We start from the raw sequence: 20,422 nt of genomic DNA, 5'->3' as shown, positions 1-20,422 counted from the left end.
TTCCGGCAGGCGCCGGATGGATGTGGACGGGCAAAATGGCAGAAACTGCCGGACGATTGCAAGTGCTAACGGCGCCGGACACAGGATAGTCAACCGCCGGACCTTGCGACGGCACCGGCGCTCGCCCATAAGGAGGGGAAATGCGGCCGTCCAGCGGCTGGAAAGGTGACGGACGATGCGGGACGAGGGAGCAGCAAGCGGGGCGGGTGCCGGTGAAAGTACAAGTGCGAAAACCTTTCGCCTGCACAATGCCGTGATCCCGGCCCGGCCGCAGGAGCCGGCGCTCTATCTGGTCGCCACCCCCATCGGCAATCTCTCGGACATCACGCTTCGCGCGCTCGAAACGCTTGCCGGCGCCGATGTGCTCGCCTGCGAAGACACCCGCGTCACCCGCGTGCTGCTGGATCGCTACGGCATCGTCAACCGGCCCTATGCCTATCACGAGCACAATGCGGACGAGGCAGGCCCGCGCCTGATCGCGGCGCTCGAAGCCGGCAAATCCGTGGCTCTGGTCTCCGACGCCGGCACGCCGCTGGTCTCCGATCCCGGTTATCGCCTCGCGCTGCTCGCCATCGAGGCCGGCCACCGCGTCGTGCCGATCCCTGGCGCTTCCGCGCCGCTCGCCGCCCTCGTCGGCTCCGGCCTGCCGAACGATGCCTTCTTCTTCGCCGGATTCCTGCCCTCCAAGGACAAGGCGCGGCGCGACCGTCTTGCCGAGCTGGCAAGTGTGCCTGCAACGCTGCTCTTCTTTGAATCACCGCACCGCATCGCGGCAACGGTCACCGCTGCGGCCGACGTGCTGGGCGAGGGGCGGCTGGCCTGCGTGTGCCGCGAACTGACCAAGACCTTCGAGGAATTCCGCCGCGGCCCGCTCGGCGACCTCGCCGCATTTTATGGCGACGGCCACACCGTCAAGGGCGAGATCGTCTTCGTCATCGCCCCGCCGGGCGAGGCGGCCGCACCCGAGGCTGCCGACGTCGACCGGCTGCTTTCGATGCTGGTCAAGGACATGTCCGCCGGCAAGGCGGCGACGGAAGCGGCCCGCCAGACTGGCCTGCCGCGCCGTGATCTCTACCAGCGCCTCATCGACCTGAAGGGCGGCGATGCGGGGTAGGGCGACGGATCCGAACCGGCGACAAGCCTTCCGCCGCGGACATGTCTCCGAATATTTCGCCGCGCTCTACCTGATCGCCAAGGGCTATCGCATCCGTGCCATCCGCTACCGCACGAAACTCGGCGAGATCGACATCATCGCGCGGCGCGGCGATCTCGTCGTCTGCGTCGAAGTGAAAGCCCGCCGCGATGTCGACAGCGCCGTCTTCGCCGTCACCGCAACCACCCAGAACCGCATCCGCGCGGCGAGCGAAGTCTGGCGTTCCCGCCAGCCGGACGCCCATCGCCTCTCCTTGCGCTATGACATCGTCGCCGTGCGGCCCTGGCGTTTCCCCAAACACCTTGTCGATGCGTTCTGAGCAAAAGGAAAATGTAACGAAACTGACACGAAACCGTAACGCGCCCGTCACGGTCGCTCCTTAGTGCACCCCTCACACCAATCCGGTGAAGAGGAGCAACCCATGTTCAAGCCGCTTTCCCTCGCAGGTTTCGCACTCGCCGTGTCCGCCTCGGCCTCGATGGCCGCCACCAACATCACCTGGTGGCACGGCATGGCCGGCCGCAATGGCGAAGTCATCAACGAAGTCGCCCAGAAGTTCAACGCCGCGCAGTCCGCCTGCGCGCTGACGCCGGTTTCCAAGGGGACGTACGAAGAAGCGCTGGCTTCCGGCATCGCCGCCTTCCGTTCGGGCGAACAGCCCAACATCCTCCAGGTCTTCGACGCCGGCGCGGCGACGATCATCAACGCGCCCGGCGCCGTCATTCCGGCGGAAGACCTGATCACCCAGGCAGGCTACACGTTCGACCGCGAAGCCTTCATCGAGGGCGTGCGCTACTTCTACGCAGCACCAGATGGCAAGTTCGTCGGCATGCCGTTCAACTCCTCGGCGCCGATCATGTATGTCAACACCGAAGCGCTCGAAAAGGTCGGCGTCGAAGCCCCGAAGACCTGGGAAGAGTTCGAGGCGATCGCGCCGAAGCTCAAGGAAGCCGGCTACCTGCCGCTCGTCCAGTCGCAGCTGACCTGGCAGTTCACGGAAAACTTCTTCTCGCGCCACAACATCCAGTTCGCGACGAACAACAACGGTTACGACACGGTCGTCGACACCAGGATCAACATGACGGACCCGAACCTCGTCATGATGTTCACCAAGCTCAAGGCCTGGGCTGACGAAGGCTATTTCGGCTATTACGGCGCCGGCTGGAACGACAACCAGAAGCTCTTCGAAGAAGGCAAGGCCGCCTTCTGGATCGGCTCTTCGGGTTCGTTCGGCGGCCTCCAGAAGACCGCGCAGAAGCCGTTCTCGGCAACCTTCCTGCCCTATTGGAACAGCATCCAGGGTGCCGGCACCAACACCTTCATCGGCGGCGCTGCCCTCTTCGCGATGTCCGGCAAGCCGGAAGCCGAAAACAAGTGCACGGCCGACTTCTTCCAGTTCCTGACCTCGCCGGAAATCCAGAAGTTCTACCACGAGGCAACCGGCTACGTCGCCATCACCACGGCTGCCTACGAACTCACCAAGTCCGAAGGCTACTACAAGGAAAAGCCGGCTGCCGAAGTCGGCATCCAGCAGCTCATGCTGCCGTCGGGCGAATGGTCGAAGGGCTACCGCCTCGGCTTCTACCCGCAGATCCGCGAGATCATGGAGCGTGAATACGGCCGCATCTTCGCCGGTGAAACCACGGTCGAGGACGCCCTGAAGACGATCGAGACCGAAGCGAACGACCTGCTCGCCCGCTTCGCCAAGACCGCCGGCTGACGGGGCTTTCGCCGTCGATTTCCCCTTCTCCCCACGGGGGAGAAGGTGGCCCGAAGGGTCGGATGAGGGGGCTCGCACGACGTTTACCGTCTGCGCCACCCCTCATCCCGCTGCCGCGACCTTCTCCCCGGTGGGGAGAAGGGGCGAGTTGCACCGTTCACGCCCAATGTGATGCCCTGCCGTTGCATGGAGAGGGTTGGGGGTGAGGGGCTTTAGCCTCTCCGTTCTTTCAAAAGGCCATGACATGAAGCGCGTCCAGTTCTCGTCGCCCTATCTGCCCTATCTCTTCCTCGCGCCGCAGATGGCGATCATCTTCGTGTTCTTCTACTGGCCGTCCGTGCAGGCGATCCAGTCGTCCTTCTACCTCGAAGACCCGTTCGGCTTCGGCTCCACCTTCGTGGGCCTTTCCAACTATTCCGATGCGCTGGGCTCCGTGCAGTACCAGTCGATCGCCCGCTTCACCGTGCTCTTTACGGTGCTCGTCACCTTCCTGTCGCTCGGCATCGGCATGCTGCTTGCGGTGAAGGCGGATGCGGTGCTGAAGGGTAGCTCGACCTACAAGACGCTGCTGATCTGGGTCTATGCCATCGCCCCGCCGGTCGCGGGCCTCATGGGCATGATGTTCTTCGACCAGCATATCGGCCCGCTCGTCAAACTCGCGGCCTTCTTCGGCTGGGACATGAAGGTCGGCCTCAACTATAACGACACGGCAATCGCCATGATCATCGTGTCGGTGTGGAAGCAAATCCCCTACAATTTCATCTTCATCCTCTCGGGTCTCCAGGGCATCCCGGTTTCCATCCGTGAAGCGGCCACCATCGATTGCCGCTCCGGCATGCGCCGCTTCTGGACGATGACGCTGCCGCTGCTCGCGCCGACGGCCTTCTTCCTGCTCATCATCAACATGACCTATTCGCTGTTCGACACGTTCGGCGTCATCGACGTGATGGTGAAGGACAAGGCGGCCAACAACCCGATCACGCTCGTCTACAAGGTCTATATGGACGGCTTCCGCGGCAACGACCTCGGCGGCTCCTCGGCCCAGTCGGTCATCCTGATGATCGTCGTCTTCGTGCTCACTATCTTCCAGTTCCGCTTCATCGAGCGGCGCGTCCATTACAATTGAGAGGGCGCCCGTCATGTACCGCACCCGTTTCCTCGACCACGTCGTCCTCCTGATCGGCGTCTTCATCATGGTCGCCCCCGTGGTGGTCGCTTTCATGACCTCCACCCACGAGGCGGTCGACATCCACCGCAACGGCCTGTCTCTCACCTGGGGCGGCTATTTCACCGAGACCTACAACACCGTGCTGACACGCAAGGGCGGCTTTACCGGCGAGATCACCGGCGCGCGCATGATGCTGAACTCGCTGATCCTCGGCATCGGCTTTGCCGCCGGCAAGATCGTGCTGTCGATGCTCGCCGCCTATGCCATCGTCTATTTCCGCTTCAAGCTCGGCACGCTGTTCTTCTGGATGATTTTCACCACGCTGCTGCTGCCGCTCGAAGTGCGCATCCTGCCGTCCTACGAGGTGATGACGAAGCTCGGGCTGACGAACACCTATACCGGCCTCATCGTGCCGCTCCTGGCGTCGGCCACCGGCACTTTCTACTTCCGCCAGTTCTTCAAGTCCGTGCCGGAGGAACTGCTGGAGGCCGCGCGCATCGACGGCGCCGGGCCGTTCAAGTTCTTCATCGATATTCTCGTGCCGCTGTCGCGCACCATGATCGCGGCGATCTTCATCATCATGTTCGTCTATGGCTGGAATCAGTATCTCTGGCCGACGCTGATGACCACCGACGAGCGCTTCTTCACGCTGGTGCGCGGCATCAAGCAGATCCTGCTCGTCTGGGTGGGCTCCAACATTCCCGACTATAACGAGGCCTTTGCGCTGGCGATCCTCGCCATGCTGCCGCCGGTGATGATCGTGATGATCTTCCAGCGGTGGTTCATCAAGGGCCTCACCGAAAGCGACAAATAAGGAGCCTGTCCCATGGCATCGATCGGTATCAAGGACGTATCGAAGATCTACAATGGCGGCGTCACCGCGGTCAGCTCCGTCTCGATCGACATCGCCGACGGCGAGTTCATCGTGCTCGTCGGCCCGTCGGGCTGCGGAAAGTCGACGCTGCTGCGCATGGTCGCCGGGCTGGAGGCGATCAGCGAGGGCAGCGTGACGATTGGCGACCGCGTCGTCAACGAGATCGATCCGGCAGATCGCGACATCGCCATGGTCTTCCAGAACTACGCGCTCTACCCGCACATGTCGGTCTACGAAAACCTCGCCTACGGCCTGAAAAACCGCCGCACGCCCAAGGCCGAGATCGACGCGCGCGTGGCGGAAGCCGCCCGCATGCTCGAACTCCAGCCCTATCTGGAGCGCAAGCCCCGCGCGCTTTCCGGCGGCCAGCGCCAGCGCGTCGCCATGGGCCGCGCCATCGTGCGCAAGCCCTCCGCATTCCTCTTCGACGAGCCGCTTTCAAATCTTGACGCCAAGCTGCGCGTCTCGATGCGCGGCGAGATCAAGCGCCTGCAACGCCGTGTCGGCACCACCTCGATTTACGTCACCCACGACCAGCTCGAAGCCATGACGCTCGCCGACCGCCTCGTCGTGCTCTCCGGCGGAAAGATCGAGCAGATCGGCCGTCCGCTCGACGTCTACCACCGCCCCGCCACCACCTTCGTCGCGAGCTTCATCGGCTCGCCCGCCATGAACCTCGTCGACGGCGAGCTGCACGGCAGCAAGCTCGCCCTCGGCCCTGCCCTCATCGATCTCGGTGCAACGGTGCCGACGCAGGGTGCTGTGACCGTGGGTCTGCGCGCCGAAGACCTGCGCCTGCACGCCGGATCGCAAGGCGTCCTGCCGTTCCGCATCGATTACGTCGAGGAGCTCGGCGCGCAGCGCCTCGTGCACGGCGTCGTCGGCGACCAGCCGCTCGTCGCGGCAATCCCCTCCGAAATCCCGTTGCCCGAGACCGCATCGCTCTCGATCGCCCCCGCAAAACTGCACTTCTTCGACACCGCGACCGGCCGCCGCATCGACTGGGTTGGCGAGGCCGCCATTGCTGCCAACGTCCCCGCCATGGAGGCCGCCGCATCATGATCGGCGAAACCGTCGGCCGGCTGCCCGCCCCCACCACGGTGGAGCGCGCCGCCATTGCCCGCCCGCCGGCCGCTCTCCGACCATGACCTCATCACCTGCCGCATCGACGGTTTCGTCTGAGCGACGCGCGCCCGTTGCGCTCGCCCCTCGGGCACCTTAAATGTGTCCGGCATTCCTGAGGGGACTTTTCATGGCAAAGATCAAGAACGTCGCGGTCCAGATGGACCATGTGTCGACCATCAATATCGCCGGCGATTCCACCTTCGCCATGAGCATCGAGGCGCAAAGCCGCGGCTATAAGCTCTTCCACTACACGCCGGACCGCCTGAGCCTGCGCGACGGCACGGTCTACGCCACCGTCGAGCCGATGGAGCTGCGCGACACCAAGGGCGACCACTACACGCTCGGCACCCCAGAGCGCGTCGACCTGTCGACCATGGACGTGGTGCTGCTGCGCCAGGATCCGCCCTTCGACATGTCCTACATCACCTCGACGCACCTGCTGGAGCGCATCCACCCCAGGACGCTCGTCGTCAACGACCCGGCCTGGGTGCGCAACTCGCCGGAAAAGATTTTCGTCACCGAATTCGCAGACCTCATGCCGGCAACGCTGATCACGCGTGACCCGGCTGAAATCCGCCGCTTCCGCGACGAGATGGGCGACATGATCCTGAAGCCGCTCTATGGCAATGGCGGCGCCGGTGTCTTCCACTCGACGAAGGACGACCGCAACCTTTCGTCGCTGCTCGAAATGTTCGGCCAGATGTTCCGCGAGCCCTTCATCGCCCAGCAATATCTGCCGGACGTGCGCAAGGGCGACAAGCGCATCATCCTCGTCGATGGCGAGCCCGTCGGCGCGATCAACCGTGTACCCGCCGAACACGATGCCCGCTCGAACATGCATGCCGGCGGCCGCCCCGAGCCGACGGAGCTGACGGCGCGCGAAAAGGAAATCTGCGCCCGCATCGGGCCTTCGCTGCGCGAGCGCGGCTTCCTGCTGGTCGGCATCGACGTCATCGGCGACTACATGACCGAGATCAACGTCACCTCGCCCACCGGCATCCGCGAGGTGAAGAAATTCGGTGGCGCCGACATCGCCGCCCTGCTCTGGGACGCCATCGAAAAGAAGCGCTGACAGTGCCTGGAATTGTATTGGCGGGACGTTCCGTTCACGAACGTCCCGCCTTCGTTCCGCAAATACAACCGTGCACAACCAGCACGTGGAAAATCTTCGCGCAAGTTCTATAATTGTTCTTGTTTCATTCCGAATTCCGTGCCAGATTTCCAGCTGCAACCCAGGGGCGGTTGCGAGGGCCGTTTTCGGCCGGGGCGGGCGGAGTCCATCATGGTGGCGCGGGTCAGTACGATTGCGTTTCAGGGCATCGAGGGCGTGCCCGTCGATGTCCAGGTCATGGTGGCGCCCGGCAAGGTCGGCATGCAGATCGTCGGCCTGGCGGACAAGGCGGTCGCCGAAAGCCGTGAACGGGTGCAGGCAGCACTCCACGCCTCCGGCCTGTCGCTGCCGCCGAAGCGGGTGACGGTCAATCTTGCGCCCGCGGATCTCCCGAAGGAAGGCAGCCACTACGATCTCGCCATCGCGCTCGGCTTGATGGTGGCGCTCGGCGCTCTGCCGGGCGATGCGCTGGACGACTATGTCGTCATCGGCGAACTCAATCTCGACGGCACGATTGCCGCGGTTGCGGGCGCGCTGCCCGCCGCCATGGGGGCCAATGCACTCGGCAAGGGCGTGATCTGCCCGGCGGAAAACGGCGCGGAAGCCGCCTGGGCCGGCGGCGGCCTCGATATCCTGGCGCCGCGCAGCCTGATCGCCCTGGTCAACCATTTCAAGGGCACGCAGGTGCTGTCCCGTCCCGCGCCGGCCATCCGGGCGCCGGCCGGCGATTTGCCGGATCTCGCCGATATCCGCGGCCAGGAAAGCGCCAAGCGGGCGCTGGAAGTGGCGGCCGCCGGCAACCACAATCTTCTGATGGTCGGCCCGCCCGGTTCGGGAAAATCCATGCTCGCCGCCCGCCTCGCCGCCATTCTTCCGCCGCTCTCGCCGGCAGAGCTGCTCGAAGTCTCGATGATCCATTCCATCGCCGGCCAACTGTCCGGCGGCCGCCTGTCGGACCGCCGGCCCTTCCGCACGCCGCACCACTCCGCCACCATGGCCGCCCTTGTCGGCGGCGGCGCCCGGGCGAGACCCGGCGAGGCCTCGCTCGCCCACAATGGTGTGCTTTTCCTCGACGAATTGCCGGAATTCTCGCCGCAGGCGCTCGATGCGCTGCGCCAGCCGCTTGAAACCGGTGCATGCATCATCGCGCGCGCCAATCATCGCGTCAGCTACCCCGCCGCCGTCCAGCTCGTCGCCGCCATGAACCCCTGCCGCTGCGGCATGGCGGGCGAACCCGGCCGCCAATGCGCCCGCGGCCCGCGCTGCATGAGCGACTACCAGGCCCGCATCTCCGGCCCGCTGATGGACCGCATCGATATCCGCATCGACGTGCCTGCCGTCTCCGCCACGGACCTCATCCGCCCGATGGCGGCCGAGGCGAGCGCAACCGTCGCCCGCCGCGTCGCCCGCGCCCGCGCCCTGCAGATCGATCGTTTCGCCCGTCTCGGCATGGGCGGGGTGACGAGCAATGCGCGCGCCTCGACGGCGCTCGTCGAAAAGGTCGCCGAACCCGATCCCGGCGGCCTCCAGCTCCTGCGCGACGCCGCGGAAAAGATGCGCTTTTCCGCCCGCGGCTACCACCGCATCCTCAAGGTCGCTCGCACGCTGGCCGATCTCGACGAGGCCGCGATCGTCGGTCGCATTCATCTGGCGGAGGCGATTTCCTATCGCATCGTCGGCGATCGAGTGGCGGCAATGGCGTGACTGCGCTGTGACAGCAAAGGCAGCGATCACGCCGCCGTCGTGAACGACCCGCCGCGCGCTGGCGCAGCGGGCCGCCTTGTCTCAGCCACCGAGGCCTTCGAAAAGCGCGGTCGAAAGATAGCGCTCGGCGAAGGAGGGGATGATGACGACGATGGTCTTGCCGGCATTTTCCGGACGGCTACCGACTTTGACGGCTGCCGCCAGTGCCGCACCCGACGAGATGCCGACCGGCACGCCTTCGAGCCGCGCGACGAGGCGGGCATTTTCGAAGGCCTCGTCGTTGGTGACCGGCACGACCTCGTCATAGACCGAGGTATCCAGGATCGCCGGGGCAAAACCGGCGCCGATGCCCTGGATCTTGTGCGGGCCGGGAGTGCCGCCGGAAAGGACCGGGCTGTCGGCCGGTTCCACCGCAATGACCTTGAAGCCGGGTTTCTTCGCCTTCAGGACCTGGCCGGCGCCAGTGATCGTGCCGCCGGTGCCGATGCCGGAAACGAGGATGTCGACCGCGCCCTCGGTGTCGTTCCAGATCTCTTCCGCGGTCGTCTTGCGGTGGATTTCCGGGTTGGCCGGGTTTTCGAACTGCTGGGGAATGACGGCGCCCGGAATGGTGGCGGCCAGTTCCTCGGCTTTCGCGATCGCGCCCTTCATGCCCTTCGGCCCCTCGGTCAGCACCAGTTCGGCGCCAAGCAGCGCCAGCATCTTGCGACGCTCGACCGACATGGTTTCCGGCATGGTGAGGATGAGGCGATAGCCCTTGGCGGCGGCGGCGAAGGCGAGCGCGATGCCGGTGTTGCCCGAGGTCGGCTCGACCAGCGTCGACTGGCCGGGCGTGATCTTGCCCTGCGCTTCCAGCGCCTCGATCATAGCGACACCGATGCGGTCCTTGACGGAGGCAATCGGGTTGAAGAATTCGAGCTTCGCGAGAAGGTTGGCGACGACGCCCTTCTCCTTGGCGAATTTGTCGAGCCGCACGATCGGCGTGTCGCCGACCGTCTCGGTGATGGAGGCGTAGATTCGGCCGCGGCCGGGTTTGCGGGTATCAGTCATCTGGTGCTCCCTCGGTTCTCGTTACTGGAGAAGATAGGAGCGAATGCCGCCGGAGACGAGTCCGGATTTCGCGACAAACGCGCAAGAAGCGGAATATTCGGATACCGATCCCGCAAAAGCCGGATCGTTCATTTTCAGGAAGGCCCGGGCACCTCAGGCCGCGCGGGTTGCGATATACGCAGCAGTGCCGGCGAGAATGCCCGCGGCCACCCGGTTCATCCGTTGCAGCGCCTTCGGCTGCTTCAGCAGAAGCCGGGCGCGCGAGGCGAGCGCGATATAGGGCACGAGCACGATGAGTAGTACGACGAAGGTGGCGGCGAGCAGCACGCCGTATTCCTCGAGACCGATCGCCTGGAGGTCGACCAGCGTCGGCACCAGCGCCACATAGAAAAGCATGGTCTTCGGATTGCCGAGCGTCACGAACAGGCCGGAAAGGAAGGACATGGTCACGCTGGTCGAGCGCCGCGCCTCGATATTCTGCGGCAGCAGGCCGCTCGTCCAGAGCTTCCAGGCGATATAGCCGAGATAGAGGGCGCCTGCGATCTTGATCAGCATGAAGGTCGTGGTGAAGGTCTGCGCGATGAAGGCGAGGCCGAGGATCACCGCGGTGAGATAAATCATGTCGCCGAGGATGAGGCCGAGCCCCATGAAGAAGGTCGGCCGGAAGCCGGAGCCGAGCGCGCGGGCGACGATCGCCGTGATGCCGGGGCCGGGAATGACGGCGGCGATGAACAGCGCACCGCAATAGGCGATCAGCACGGCAATGGTCATGGCAGGCTCCTTGGGCTCACGCCCTTTTAACGCTGCCGATATCTCGCGGCAATGGTTTTGCGGTCAGCGCCTTGCCTTGACTGATGGGCACGGTGTTCGCCAGGCCCGCGCTGCGCATGGCGATGGAAGCCCGCTGCGGATCAGAACTCCGCCATCGGCGACAATGCGAAGGGCCGCTCGGGCCGTAAATCGCGCGTGGAGCGAAGCATGAGCGCCATATCGCCGCCATCCGGAAAGGCCTCGCCGTCCCACTCCAGATGATCGGGCGCAAAGTGCACGGTGACCCGGAACGGCGAGACCGGCAGGCTCGCCACGATATCCGCAAGGCGAGGAAGACGGGCGCCGACGATATCCAGCAGGTCCAGGCTGCCGTCTTCGCCCGCCCGCCAGGCGATGACGGCATCGTGCTCTTCCATCAGGTCGAGCCGCAGGTCCGGCATCAGCGATGCGTTGAAGAGGAACATTTCCCTTTGCCGAAGCGGTGCGAAACGGTCGGACACGGGGCGGCGTCCATCCAGTAGCCGGCTAAGCAAGGCCATGTCGGCTTCGTTCCCGATGGCGAGCCGCCGAACCGCCTCCGCGCGCCCACCCGTCGGCGCCACGCCGGAAAAGCGATGCTGCGCCAGCGTGCGAAAACCGTGGCGCGTGTAGAGGTCCGGCTTGTCGGTCAACAGTGCGACGGCTTCGAACCCTTCCGCATCGCAATGGTCGAGCGCCGCCTCCATCACGTCGCGAAAAAGCCCCTGGCCGCGATGGCTCGGCCGCACGGCGCCGGATTGCAGGCCGGCTGCGCGCACGAAGGTGCCGTTGATGACGAGCGGCAGCGAGAAGGCACTGATATTGGCGATGCAGGTGCCGTTCGCATCGAACCAGGCGAAGGCCACGCTGGTCGGGTCCGGCCCGCCCAGCCGGTCGAGCGTGGTGATATCGATGCCGAACGTGTCGCCGAGCAGATCGGCGAGCGCTTGCCAGGCATTGGTGTCGCCAAGATAGTCGGAGCGGAAGACCAGCCCCGGCCGGTCGGCAGGCATGGTTCTAGCGCACGCCCGTGGAGCCGAAACCGCCGGCACCGCGGGTGGTTTCGCTGGCCTCGGTCGTTTCGCGAACCCCGACCTGCGTGACGGGCGCGATCACCATCTGGGCGATGCGCATGCCGCGTTCGATGACGAAGGGTTCTTCGCCGAGATTGGCGAGCAGCACCTTCACCTCGCCGCGGTAATCGCTGTCGACGGTGCCGGGCGTGTTGAGGCACGTGATGCCGTGCTTGAAGGCGAGGCCCGAGCGGGGGCGGATCTGCCCCTCATAGCCGTGCGGGATTTCGAAGACGAAACCGGTCGGCACGAGCGCGCGTTTTCCCGGGGCCAGCGTCAGCGGCGCATCCGCCTCTACACCGGCGCGCAGATCCATGCCGGCGGCGCCCGATGTCTCATAGGCGGGAAGCTCGATGCCCTCGCCATGCGGCAGGCGGATGAGCGAAAGGGTGGGCTGGGTGGGGGCGTGCGCGTTCATGCGCCCATAAGCCCGCCAGCACTTTGCGCCGTCAATTGCATCTTCCGGGCGGAGCCTGTAAAGACCGCGGCAACTCACAGGATATTGCAGAAAATGGCCGAAACCCTTGCCAAGGCGGTCTCCCGCCGCCGCACCTTCGCGATCATCGCGCACCCGGACGCCGGTAAAACCACCCTCACCGAAAAGCTGCTTCTGTTCGGCGGCGCCATCCAGCTCGCCGGCGAGGTGAAGGCGAAGAAGGACCGCATCCAGACCCGTTCGGACTGGATGAAGATCGAGCGCGAACGCGGCATCTCGGTCGTCACATCCGTGATGACCTTCGAATATGACGGCAACGTCTTCAACATTCTCGACACGCCCGGCCACGAAGACTTCGCCGACGACACCTACCGCACGCTGACGGCGGTGGATGCGGCCGTCATGGTCATCGACGCCGCCAAGGGCATCGAGCCGCGGACGCTGAAACTGTTCGAAGTCTGCCGCCTGCGCGATATCCCGATCATCACCTTCGTCAACAAGATGGACCGCGAGAGCCGCGACCCGTTCGAGATTTTGGACGAGGTGGAAGAGAAGCTGGCGCTCGATACGGCGCCGATCACCTGGCCCGTCGGCCGTTCCAAGTCGTTCTGCGGCTCCTATCATCTCGCCGACCGCACCTTCCGCGGCTCGGATACGCAGGTGCAGCCGACCAAGATAGACGATGCGGCGGTGGTGGCGAAAAACCTGCCGGAAAACGAACGCACCGCCTTCATCGAGGAGCTCGAGCTCGCCCGCGAGGCCTGCCGGCCGTTCGATCGCGAGGCTTTCCTCGAGGGCCACCTGACGCCGGTCTTCTTCGGCTCGGCGCTGCGCAATTTCGGCGTGCGCGATCTCATCAACGCGCTCGGCGCCGTCGCGCCGCCGCCGCGCGACCAGGTGGCGGATGTGCGCAAGGTCCATGCGTCCGAGGACAAGATGACGGCCTTCGTCTTCAAGATCCAGGCGAACATGGACCCGAACCACCGCGACCGCATCGCCTTTGCCCGCGTCTGCTCCGGCATGCTGGAGCGCGGCATGAAGGTGCGGCTCGCCCGCACCGGCAAGCAGATCGGCCTTTCCGCGCCGCAGTTCTTCTTTGCCTCGCAGCGCCAGCTCGCCGATACGGCCTATGCCGGCGACGTGGTGGGCATCCCGAACCACGGCACGTTGCGTATCGGCGATACGCTGACGGAAGGCGAAGCGCTGGTCTTCGAAGGCGTGCCGAACTTCGCGCCGGAAATTCTGCGCCGCGTGCGGCTGGAAGACGCGATGAAGGCCAAGAAGCTGAAGGAAGCGCTTCAGCAGATGGCGGAGGAGGGCGTCGTGCAGCTCTTCTCGCCGGAGGACGGCTCGCCCGCCATCGTCGGCGTCGTCGGCGCGCTGCAGCTCGACGTCTTGAAGGAGCGGCTCCAGGGGGAATACGGCCTGCCGGTCTCCTTCGAAATGTCGCGCTTTTCCGTCTGCCGCTGGATTTCGTCCGATAGCCCGGCGGAACTGGAAAAGTTCGTCACCCAGCGCCGCGGCGATATCGCCCGCGACCTCGATGGCGATCCGGTGTTCCTGGCGCAGGATTCCTTCTCGTTGCGCTACGAATCGGAGCGTTACCCGGCCATCAAGATGGTCGCCATCAAGGAGTACCACGTCACCAAGGCGTGATCGGATCGCGCACCTGTCACTTTCGGCGTGACAGGCGCCGCATCATTTGCGAAAACCGCCCCCGAGACGGGGGCGTCCGCGCAGGCGGGCTGAGAAGCACCCTTTGAACCTGAACCGGATCATGCCGGCGGAGGGAGTCGAACGGGTGCGGCCCTGCTGCGCCCGTTGGCCGCCTCTGTCATAGGGAGGCGAGATGGCCGACACGATTGCAAACATCCTTTCGATTGCCGGTTCCGACCCTTCGGGCGGGGCAGGCGTCCAGGCCGATCTCAAGACCTTTGCAGCCCGCCGGACCTATGGCATGGCGGTGCTGACGGCGCTGACGGCGCAGAACACGCGAGGCGTCTCCGGTGTGCATCTCGTGCCGCCGGCTTTCGTCGCGGCGCAGATCGAAGCCATTTTTGAAGACGTTCGCGTCGATGCGGTGAAGATCGGCATGATCGCTTCCGGTGAGATCGCCGAGGCTGTGGCCAACAGCCTGTCGCCGCGCCGCAGCCTGCCGATCGTGCTTGATCCGGTGATGGTCGCCAAGGGCGGCGCGTCCTTGCTCGCGCAGGAGGCGGTCGAGGCTCTGACGCGTCGGCTGCTGCCGCTCGCCACCGTGCTGACGCCGAACCTGCCGGAAGCGGCCGCCCTCCTGGGAGAGCCCGAGGCCCCCGACCGGGCCGGCATGGAGGACCAGGCGCAGCGGCTCCTTACGCTCGGGCCGAAGGCGGTGCTGCTCAAGGGTGGGCACCTGCCGGGGACGCAGAGCCCGGATGTGCTGGCGACGGCGGACCGGCTGCACTGGTTCGAAGGCGTGCGTCTCCTCACCCGCAACACCCATGGTACCGGCTGCTCGCTGTCGAGCGCGATCGCTGCGGAACTCGGCAAGGGGCGCACGCTTGTTGATGCCACGGCGGCGGCGAAGAGTTTCATCGCGGGCGCCGTGCGCAGTTCCGACGCGCTGACCGTGGGCTCCGGCCATGGGCCGTTGCATCACTTCCACGCGCTCTGGAACTAGCGGTCGGCCAGCGCCAGCCGCAGGCCCATCAGGCCGAGCGCTGCGGCGAAACTGCGCTGCGTCCACACCATGATCCTTGGCCGGCTCAGCACCTGCCGACGCAGGCCCGCGGCGAGCGCACCATAGACGGCGAAGACGAGGAAGGTGAGCAGCATGAAGATGCCGCCGAGAAAGAGCATCTGCGTCGTCGCATCGGGCGCCTCAGCCGGCACGAATTGCGGCAGGAAGGCCAGGAAGAACAGCGAGAGTTTCGGATTGAAGATATTGGTGAGGATGCCCTTGCGCACGACGCGCAATGCATTGCCGCCAGGCGCCTGGTCCGGCCCGAGATCCAGCGCATTGCTGTCCTTCAGCATGCTCCAGGCGATGAAGAGCAGATAGGCGACGCCGACATAGCGCAGCACCTCGAAGGCCAGCGCGCTCGCGTGCAGCACCGCGGCGAGGCCGACGACGGAGGCGACGATATGCGGAATGATGCCGAGCGTGCAGCCGAAGGCGGCGAGCAGGCCGGCGCGAAAGCCGCCGCTGATGCCGAGCGCCAGCGTGTAGATCACGCCGGTGCCCGGCAGAAGGATGACGACGAGCGAGGTGATGAGGAATTCTGTGGTCATGTCCAGTTTCCATGCGGTTGGGAGGCGGCAGGGAACACCGGAAGGACGGTCGGGTCTTGAACGAAATTGCAGACTCAGGCGCGCGCAGTGAGATAGGCACCCGGCGTATAGCCGTAGCGGCGCGTGAAATTGCGCGTCATGTGACTCTGGTCGGCAAAACCCGCCGCGATGGCGGCTTCGGCAAGCGAGGTGCCCGCAGCGATCAGCCGCCGGGCAAGCTCGGTCCGGCGCTGGAGCAGATGGGCATGCGGCGTCAGGCCGGTGCTGCGGGCAAAATCGCGCACCAGCCGGAAGCGGCCGAGCCCGCAATCGGCCGCAAGCGCGTCGAGCGTGACGGCGGCGGCCGGGTCGTCGTCGAGCCGGTTGCGCGCTTGCGCAATGGCCGAGGAGGCGATGGTTTCCCGCTGCGGCGCCCGCTCCTGCAACGCGGCGGCGAGCAGCAGGAGGAGGCGTTCGTCCCGGGCGAGAGCGGCGGCGTGATCGTCGAGCAGGGCGGCGAGCAGCGCCGAGACGAGCCCGGCAATGCGGCCATCCTCCAGCACCGGCGCATGGAATTCTTCGCGCGGCCGGCCCTCGAAAATATCCTCCGCCGCGACCGCGACGATCGCCGGCTGCATGTAGAGCATGCGCCAGGCACGCGGGGCGTCACCCAGCGGCGCGCCGTCATGCACCTCGCCGGGATTGACGGTAATGGTATTGCCGGCTTCGGCTTCGGCCTCGACCATGCCGCGCCCGCTTGCCGATTTCTGCGCGCCGCGTTCGACCACGCCGATGCCGTAGGTCTCATGGGTGTGGCGCGCGAAACTCAGGCGACTGTCGGCAATGACGGCCTCGATGCCGTCGATGCCCGTCCTGAAGATCTGGAAGCGCCCGGCTGCCATGATCAATCCCGCGGCGTGCCGGGAAGGGCGGCCGTCTCGCCGAACCAGTCGGTGGCGGAGGAGCACCAGATCTGGCTGGTCGGTTTCAGGCTGGCGCGTTGGTTGATGCTGCCCCAGCGGATGCCCCAGTTCTCGGCAGCGTCGCCGGTTCCTGTCGAAAAGAGCGGCGCACCGCATTCGGGGCAGAAGTAGAGCAGGCGCTTTCGGCCGCTTTCGGCGATCTTGTTGTAGAGCTTCGGCGGGTTGCCGGTGAGGCGAAGCGCGGCCTGCGGGACGCGTACGGTGACGCGGTAGGGCGAGCCCGTCAGCCGCTGGCAATCCGTACAATGGCAGATCGCGACATTGTCCGGGTCGATCTCCGCCTCATAGGTCACGAAGCCGCAATGGCACTGCCCGTCGATTTTCATGCTGCATCCTTCTCTTACCGGAAAGGATAGGCCCCGATGCCGCGGCGTCAACGGCAGGGGCATCCTGTTCCGTAAGAAACTGCCAACCCCGCATCCTGTCATCAGAATGACACGCATGGTTTCGGCCCGTTTACATTCGTTAACGCATTTTTACCCATTTGCGTTGAAAATCAGGGCAGTGCCATGGTTAATGCGTCTGATCAAACACCGGTTCGTCGCCGGTCTTCGAAAGCGGGAATAGCGTCATGTGCCGTTGGGCAGCCTATCGCGGAGAACCGCTTTACCTCGAGGAACTGGTGTCCTCGCCCGCCCACTCGCTGATCGAACAATCCCACTGCGCCACCCGCGCCAAGACGGCGACCAATGGCGACGGTTTCGGCATCGCCTGGTATGGCGAGCGCCCGGAGCCCGGCCGCTACCGCGATATCCTGCCCGCCTGGTCGGATTGCAATCTGCGCAGCATCGCCCGCCAGGTGCGCTCGCCGCTCTTCCTCGCCCATGTGCGGGCCGCCACCGGCGGCGGTACGCGGCGCGACAATTGCCATCCCTTCGTCAATGGCATCTGGTCCTTCATGCACAATGGCCAGATCGCCGATTTCGAGCACCTGCGCCGGCCGCTCGAAACCATGCTCGACAACGATCTCTACAATGCCCGCACCGGCTCGACGGATTCGGAGCTGCTCTTCCTGCTCGCCCTGCAATTCGGCCTGGCGCGCGATCCGCTCGGCGCCATGGCCGAGACCATCGCCTTCGTCGAACGGCTGGCGGCGCATCTGGAGCGCCGCGTGCTCGTGCGCTTCACGGCGGCCTTCACCGATGGCGACCAGCTTTATGCCGTGCGCTACGCGACGGACTACGCGGCTCCAACGCTCTATGCGGCACCGATGGGCGCCACCGGAGGCTACTGCCTCGTCTCCGAGCCGCTGAACGACGACACGGAAGCCTGGGTGGAAATCCCGGACGGCAGCGCCGTCGTGCTGGGCGAAAACGGCGTCGACGTGCGCATCTTTTCGCCCGTCGGGCGCCCGGCGAGCGGCATGGAAACGAAGCTCGCCCTCGTCAAGTGAGCTTTTCGGCGATCCAATCGGCCAGACGGCCGGCGACGTCTTCCTTCGAAAGCTCCGGCCATTCCTCGACGCCGGCGGCGGTGATCAGCTTCACGCTGTTGCTAGTGCCGCCCATGATGCCGGTTTCCGGCGAAACGTCATTGGCGACGATGAGGTCGGCGCCCTTCTTCTGAAGTTTCACCCGGCCGTTGTCCTCGACGTCCTGCGTCTCCGCGGCAAAGCCGACGACGACTTTCGGCCGCTTGGCATGATGGCCGACGGTTTTCAGAATATCCGGGTTTTCCGTGAGCATCAGCGGCGGCGGGCCTTCGCCCGGCTGCTTCTTGATCTTCTCCGCATTCGGCGTCGCGACGCGCCAGTCGGCGACGGCCGCGACCATCACCGCGATATCCGCCGGGAGAGCGCCCAGCACGGCCTGCAACATATCGTCCGCCCGCTCCACCTTGACGACGGTGACACCAGCCGGATCGGGCAGCGTGACGGGGCCGGAGACGAGCGTCACCTTTGCGCCGAGGCGGGCGAGTGCTGCGGCAATGGCATGGCCCTGCCGGCCGGAGGAGCGGTTGGCGATGTAGCGCACCGGGTCGATCGGCTCGTGCGTCGGGCCGGAGGTGACGATGGCGGTGCGGCCGGCAAGCGGCTTCTTCCCATCGTCGAGCAGGGTTTCCACCGCGGCAACGATTTCCAGCGGCTCCGCCATACGGCCGAAGCCGGCCTCGCCGCCCTCCGCCATCTCGCCGGCATTGGGGCCGATGAAGGATAGCCCGTCCTTGCGCAGCGTCTCGACATTGCGCCGGGTTGCCGGATGCGCCCACATCTTCGGGTTCATGGCGGGCGCCAGCAGCACCGGGCGATCGGTGGCGAGCAGCACGGTGGAGGCGAGGTCGTCGGCAAGGCCGTTCGCCATCTTGGCCATCAGGTCGGCCGTGGCGGGGGCAATGACGATGAGGTCGCAGTCGCGCGCCAGCCTTATATGCCCGACATCCTGTTCGTCCTCGCGCGAAAAGAGGTCCGTATAGACATGGCCGGCCGAAAGCGCGCCGACGGCAAGCGGCGTCACGAATTCGCGCGCGCCCGCGGTCATGACCGGGCTCACCTCCGCGCCGCGCTCGCGCAGCCGGCGGATCAGGTCGAGGCTCTTATAGGCGGCGATGCCGCCGGAAATGACGAGGAGGATGCGTTTTCCTGCAAGCGGCATGGCGGGTCCCGGGCTTTTAAAGCGCACGACCATCCCCGACGAGAACGGTCATCCCGTCCTACCCCGTTGCAGCGGCATTTCCAAGTCTGTCCCCGGCGGCGGATCCCCCCGGATACCGCCTTGCCACGTCAAGGGACGTGGCTTACCGCGTCAAGAGACGCGGCTTACCACGTCAAGGGACGTGGCTTAATGGCAGACTTTCACCTTCTTGATGACGAGATTGCCGTAGTAGTCGTACTTCTTGATCTTCTTCCAGAAGCACTTCGGCTTGTGGCCGTAATAGTGCGTCACGGGTTCGACGAGGCTCGTCGACCGCAAGCCTGCCGCGTCCGGCATGATGCCGGCGAGCGACGGTGCGGCGAAAGCGCCGAAGGACAAGGCTGCGATGGCTGCGGATAGAATGATATTGCGCATGGGACGTTCCCCTCTGGCCCTTGGAGAATTCGGTCTGCACTGCACTGCGCCGCTTATTCCGGCTTTTCTAAATTACCATCTTAACGGCAGGAGGTGAACTGCCTGCAATGGGCCAAGACGGGGTGGTTTTCCGGTTTTCAGGCGCCTTCGTCGGGAATGTTCAGCACATGGCCGCAGGCCTTGCAGTGCACGGCATCCGCATCATGGCGCGACAGGCCGCATTGCGGGCAGGGGAAGTTCACCTTGAAGGGCCGGAAGATCGCCTGCGCGAGCCGCACGAAGAGCGAGATGCCGATGATCATCGTGACGATGGAGGTGAGCTTGCCGAGCGTGCCGGGCAGCACGATATCGCCGAAGCCCGTCGTCGTGACGGTCGCGACCGAGAAATAGAGCGCATCGACGAAGCCCTCGAACCCGTCCGCGCCATAGAAGAAATTGCTGTAGACGAAGCCGGTGACGAGGAAGAGGAAGACCAGGAAATTGACGCAGGCCTGGATGATGTCCTCCAGGTCGCCATAACCGAAGCGGCGCAGCAGCAGCGTCACGAGCTTGCTCTGGCTGATCGCCCAGATGCGCAGCACGCGCAGAAAGGCGAAATTGTGCAGCTGGTAGGGAAAGAGCAGCGTGCCGAGCACGATGATATCCACCCAGGTCATCGGCCGCGTCGCGAAGTAGCGCAGGTTCGGCGCGATCAGCGCCCGCGCGCCGAGTTCGAAGGCGATGACCAGCGCAATGGCATAGTCGACGATGATAAAAGCCGGTGTCTTGCGCAGATAGGGGCCGGCGATGAAGAAACACAGCACCGCGATATCGATCAGCAGCATCATGACCTGGAAGCGGATCGCCTCCCGGTCCCGCCCGAAATAAAGCCCCCGCAATTGCCGGCGTACCCGTTCGAGAAAGGGCGGCGGCTCGGTCACGCTCAGCGGCTCATCGGTCATGGTTGAAAGACTAGCGCCCCGCCGGTCCCGGTCAAGCGGCG

21 protein-coding genes and 1 riboswitch are annotated in these 20,422 nt (G+C 65.3%); of the genes, 11 read left to right on the top strand and 10 right to left on the bottom strand.

What is annotated here, in order from left to right; translation table 11 throughout:
- Positions 1 to 175: 175 nt before the first annotated feature.
- From rsmI to VGN93_RS05545, 8 genes are all read left to right on the top strand, one after another.
- On the top strand, positions 176 to 1,114 hold the full coding sequence (gene rsmI, locus VGN93_RS05580) for a 16S rRNA (cytidine(1402)-2'-O)-methyltransferase (protein ID WP_327506667.1): 939 nt from the start codon (positions 176 to 178) through the stop codon (positions 1,112 to 1,114).
- Positions 1,104 to 1,472 (top strand): YraN family protein, encoded by a 369-nt coding sequence (locus VGN93_RS05575; protein WP_327506666.1) that lies wholly within the window; start codon positions 1,104 to 1,106, stop codon positions 1,470 to 1,472. Before rsmI ends, VGN93_RS05575 begins: the two co-directional genes overlap by 11 nt.
- A gap of 102 nt (positions 1,473 to 1,574) precedes the next feature.
- On the top strand, positions 1,575 to 2,873 hold the full coding sequence (locus VGN93_RS05570) for an extracellular solute-binding protein (protein WP_327506665.1): 1,299 nt from the start codon (positions 1,575 to 1,577) through the stop codon (positions 2,871 to 2,873).
- Between the two features lie 244 nt (positions 2,874 to 3,117).
- A complete protein-coding gene (locus VGN93_RS05565; RefSeq protein ID WP_327506664.1) occupies positions 3,118 to 3,999 on the top strand; it encodes an ABC transporter permease subunit in 882 nt (293 codons plus the stop codon).
- Positions 4,000 to 4,012: 13 nt separating this feature from the next.
- A complete protein-coding gene (gene ugpE, locus VGN93_RS05560; RefSeq protein ID WP_319322433.1) occupies positions 4,013 to 4,855 on the top strand; it encodes a sn-glycerol-3-phosphate ABC transporter permease UgpE in 843 nt (280 codons plus the stop codon).
- A gap of 12 nt (positions 4,856 to 4,867) precedes the next feature.
- Positions 4,868 to 5,977, top strand: coding sequence for a sn-glycerol-3-phosphate import ATP-binding protein UgpC (locus VGN93_RS05555; protein WP_327506663.1), 1,110 nt, complete (start codon positions 4,868 to 4,870; stop codon positions 5,975 to 5,977).
- A gap of 190 nt (positions 5,978 to 6,167) precedes the next feature.
- On the top strand, positions 6,168 to 7,112 hold the full coding sequence (gene gshB, locus VGN93_RS05550) for a glutathione synthase (RefSeq protein WP_327506662.1): 945 nt from the start codon (positions 6,168 to 6,170) through the stop codon (positions 7,110 to 7,112).
- Positions 7,113 to 7,322: 210 nt separating this feature from the next.
- Entirely contained in the window at positions 7,323 to 8,855 is a 1,533-nt protein-coding gene (locus VGN93_RS05545) for a YifB family Mg chelatase-like AAA ATPase (RefSeq protein WP_327506661.1), read from the top strand.
- Between the two features lie 81 nt (positions 8,856 to 8,936).
- Here the strand turns inward: VGN93_RS05545 and cysK are convergent, their stop codons facing one another.
- From cysK to dut, 4 genes are all read right to left on the bottom strand, one after another.
- Positions 8,937 to 9,905: a cysteine synthase A gene (cysK, locus tag VGN93_RS05540; protein WP_327506660.1), complete on the bottom strand. Its 969-nt coding sequence runs from the start codon at positions 9,903 to 9,905 to the stop codon at positions 8,937 to 8,939.
- A gap of 153 nt (positions 9,906 to 10,058) precedes the next feature.
- Positions 10,059 to 10,676: a LysE family translocator gene (locus VGN93_RS05535; protein ID WP_327506659.1), complete on the bottom strand. Its 618-nt coding sequence runs from the start codon at positions 10,674 to 10,676 to the stop codon at positions 10,059 to 10,061.
- A gap of 140 nt (positions 10,677 to 10,816) precedes the next feature.
- Positions 10,817 to 11,707, bottom strand: coding sequence for a GNAT family N-acetyltransferase (locus VGN93_RS05530; RefSeq protein ID WP_327506658.1), 891 nt, complete (start codon positions 11,705 to 11,707; stop codon positions 10,817 to 10,819).
- Positions 11,708 to 11,711: 4 nt separating this feature from the next.
- Positions 11,712 to 12,185: a dUTP diphosphatase gene (dut, locus tag VGN93_RS05525; RefSeq protein WP_327506656.1), complete on the bottom strand. Its 474-nt coding sequence runs from the start codon at positions 12,183 to 12,185 to the stop codon at positions 11,712 to 11,714.
- Positions 12,186 to 12,278: 93 nt separating this feature from the next.
- On the opposite strand from dut, the gene VGN93_RS05520 reads away from it, so the two are divergent.
- Together VGN93_RS05520 and thiD are read left to right on the top strand one after the other, a co-directional pair.
- Positions 12,279 to 13,859 carry a peptide chain release factor 3 gene (locus VGN93_RS05520; protein WP_327506655.1) on the top strand — a complete coding sequence of 527 codons (1,581 nt, stop codon included), beginning with the start codon at positions 12,279 to 12,281 and terminating at the stop codon, positions 13,857 to 13,859.
- 58 nt (positions 13,860 to 13,917) lie between these two features.
- Positions 13,918 to 14,012, top strand: a riboswitch (TPP riboswitch).
- Positions 14,013 to 14,052: 40 nt separating this feature from the next.
- Positions 14,053 to 14,862: a bifunctional hydroxymethylpyrimidine kinase/phosphomethylpyrimidine kinase gene (gene thiD, locus VGN93_RS05515; RefSeq protein ID WP_327506654.1), complete on the top strand. Its 810-nt coding sequence runs from the start codon at positions 14,053 to 14,055 to the stop codon at positions 14,860 to 14,862.
- Here the strand turns inward: thiD and VGN93_RS05510 are convergent.
- The 3 genes from VGN93_RS05510 to VGN93_RS05500 form a co-directional block, all read right to left on the bottom strand.
- Positions 14,859 to 15,473, bottom strand: a complete 615-nt coding sequence (locus VGN93_RS05510) for a LysE family translocator (RefSeq protein ID WP_327506653.1) — start codon at positions 15,471 to 15,473, stop codon at positions 14,859 to 14,861. The genes thiD and VGN93_RS05510 overlap by 4 nt on opposite strands.
- Before the next feature lie 74 nt (positions 15,474 to 15,547).
- On the bottom strand, positions 15,548 to 16,354 hold the full coding sequence (locus tag VGN93_RS05505; protein ID WP_327506652.1) for an AraC family transcriptional regulator: 807 nt from the start codon (positions 16,352 to 16,354) through the stop codon (positions 15,548 to 15,550).
- Between the two features lie 2 nt (positions 16,355 to 16,356).
- Positions 16,357 to 16,761 (bottom strand): GFA family protein, encoded by a 405-nt coding sequence (locus VGN93_RS05500; protein ID WP_319323759.1) that lies wholly within the window; start codon positions 16,759 to 16,761, stop codon positions 16,357 to 16,359.
- A 245-nt stretch (positions 16,762 to 17,006) separates the two neighbouring features.
- On the opposite strand from VGN93_RS05500, the gene VGN93_RS05495 reads away from it, so the two are divergent.
- Positions 17,007 to 17,828, top strand: a complete 822-nt coding sequence (locus VGN93_RS05495; RefSeq protein ID WP_319323760.1) for a class II glutamine amidotransferase — start codon at positions 17,007 to 17,009, stop codon at positions 17,826 to 17,828.
- Here the strand turns inward: VGN93_RS05495 and coaBC are convergent.
- The 3 genes from coaBC to VGN93_RS05480 form a co-directional block, all read right to left on the bottom strand.
- Positions 17,821 to 19,026 carry a bifunctional phosphopantothenoylcysteine decarboxylase/phosphopantothenate--cysteine ligase CoaBC gene (gene coaBC, locus VGN93_RS05490; RefSeq protein ID WP_327506651.1) on the bottom strand — a complete coding sequence of 402 codons (1,206 nt, stop codon included), beginning with the start codon at positions 19,024 to 19,026 and terminating at the stop codon, positions 17,821 to 17,823. The genes VGN93_RS05495 and coaBC overlap by 8 nt on opposite strands.
- Before the next feature lie 186 nt (positions 19,027 to 19,212).
- Positions 19,213 to 19,440, bottom strand: coding sequence for a hypothetical protein (locus VGN93_RS05485; protein WP_319323762.1), 228 nt, complete (start codon positions 19,438 to 19,440; stop codon positions 19,213 to 19,215).
- Between the two features lie 137 nt (positions 19,441 to 19,577).
- Positions 19,578 to 20,381, bottom strand: a complete 804-nt coding sequence (locus tag VGN93_RS05480; RefSeq protein ID WP_327506650.1) for an ion channel — start codon at positions 20,379 to 20,381, stop codon at positions 19,578 to 19,580.
- Positions 20,382 to 20,422 lie beyond the last annotated feature (41 nt).

Source organism: Shinella sp. (assembly GCF_035998705.1).
GTDB lineage: Bacteria > Pseudomonadota > Alphaproteobacteria > Rhizobiales > Rhizobiaceae > Shinella.
Note: the sequence above shows the minus strand (reverse complement) of the source record. Positions and strands in the feature narration are given on the sequence as shown.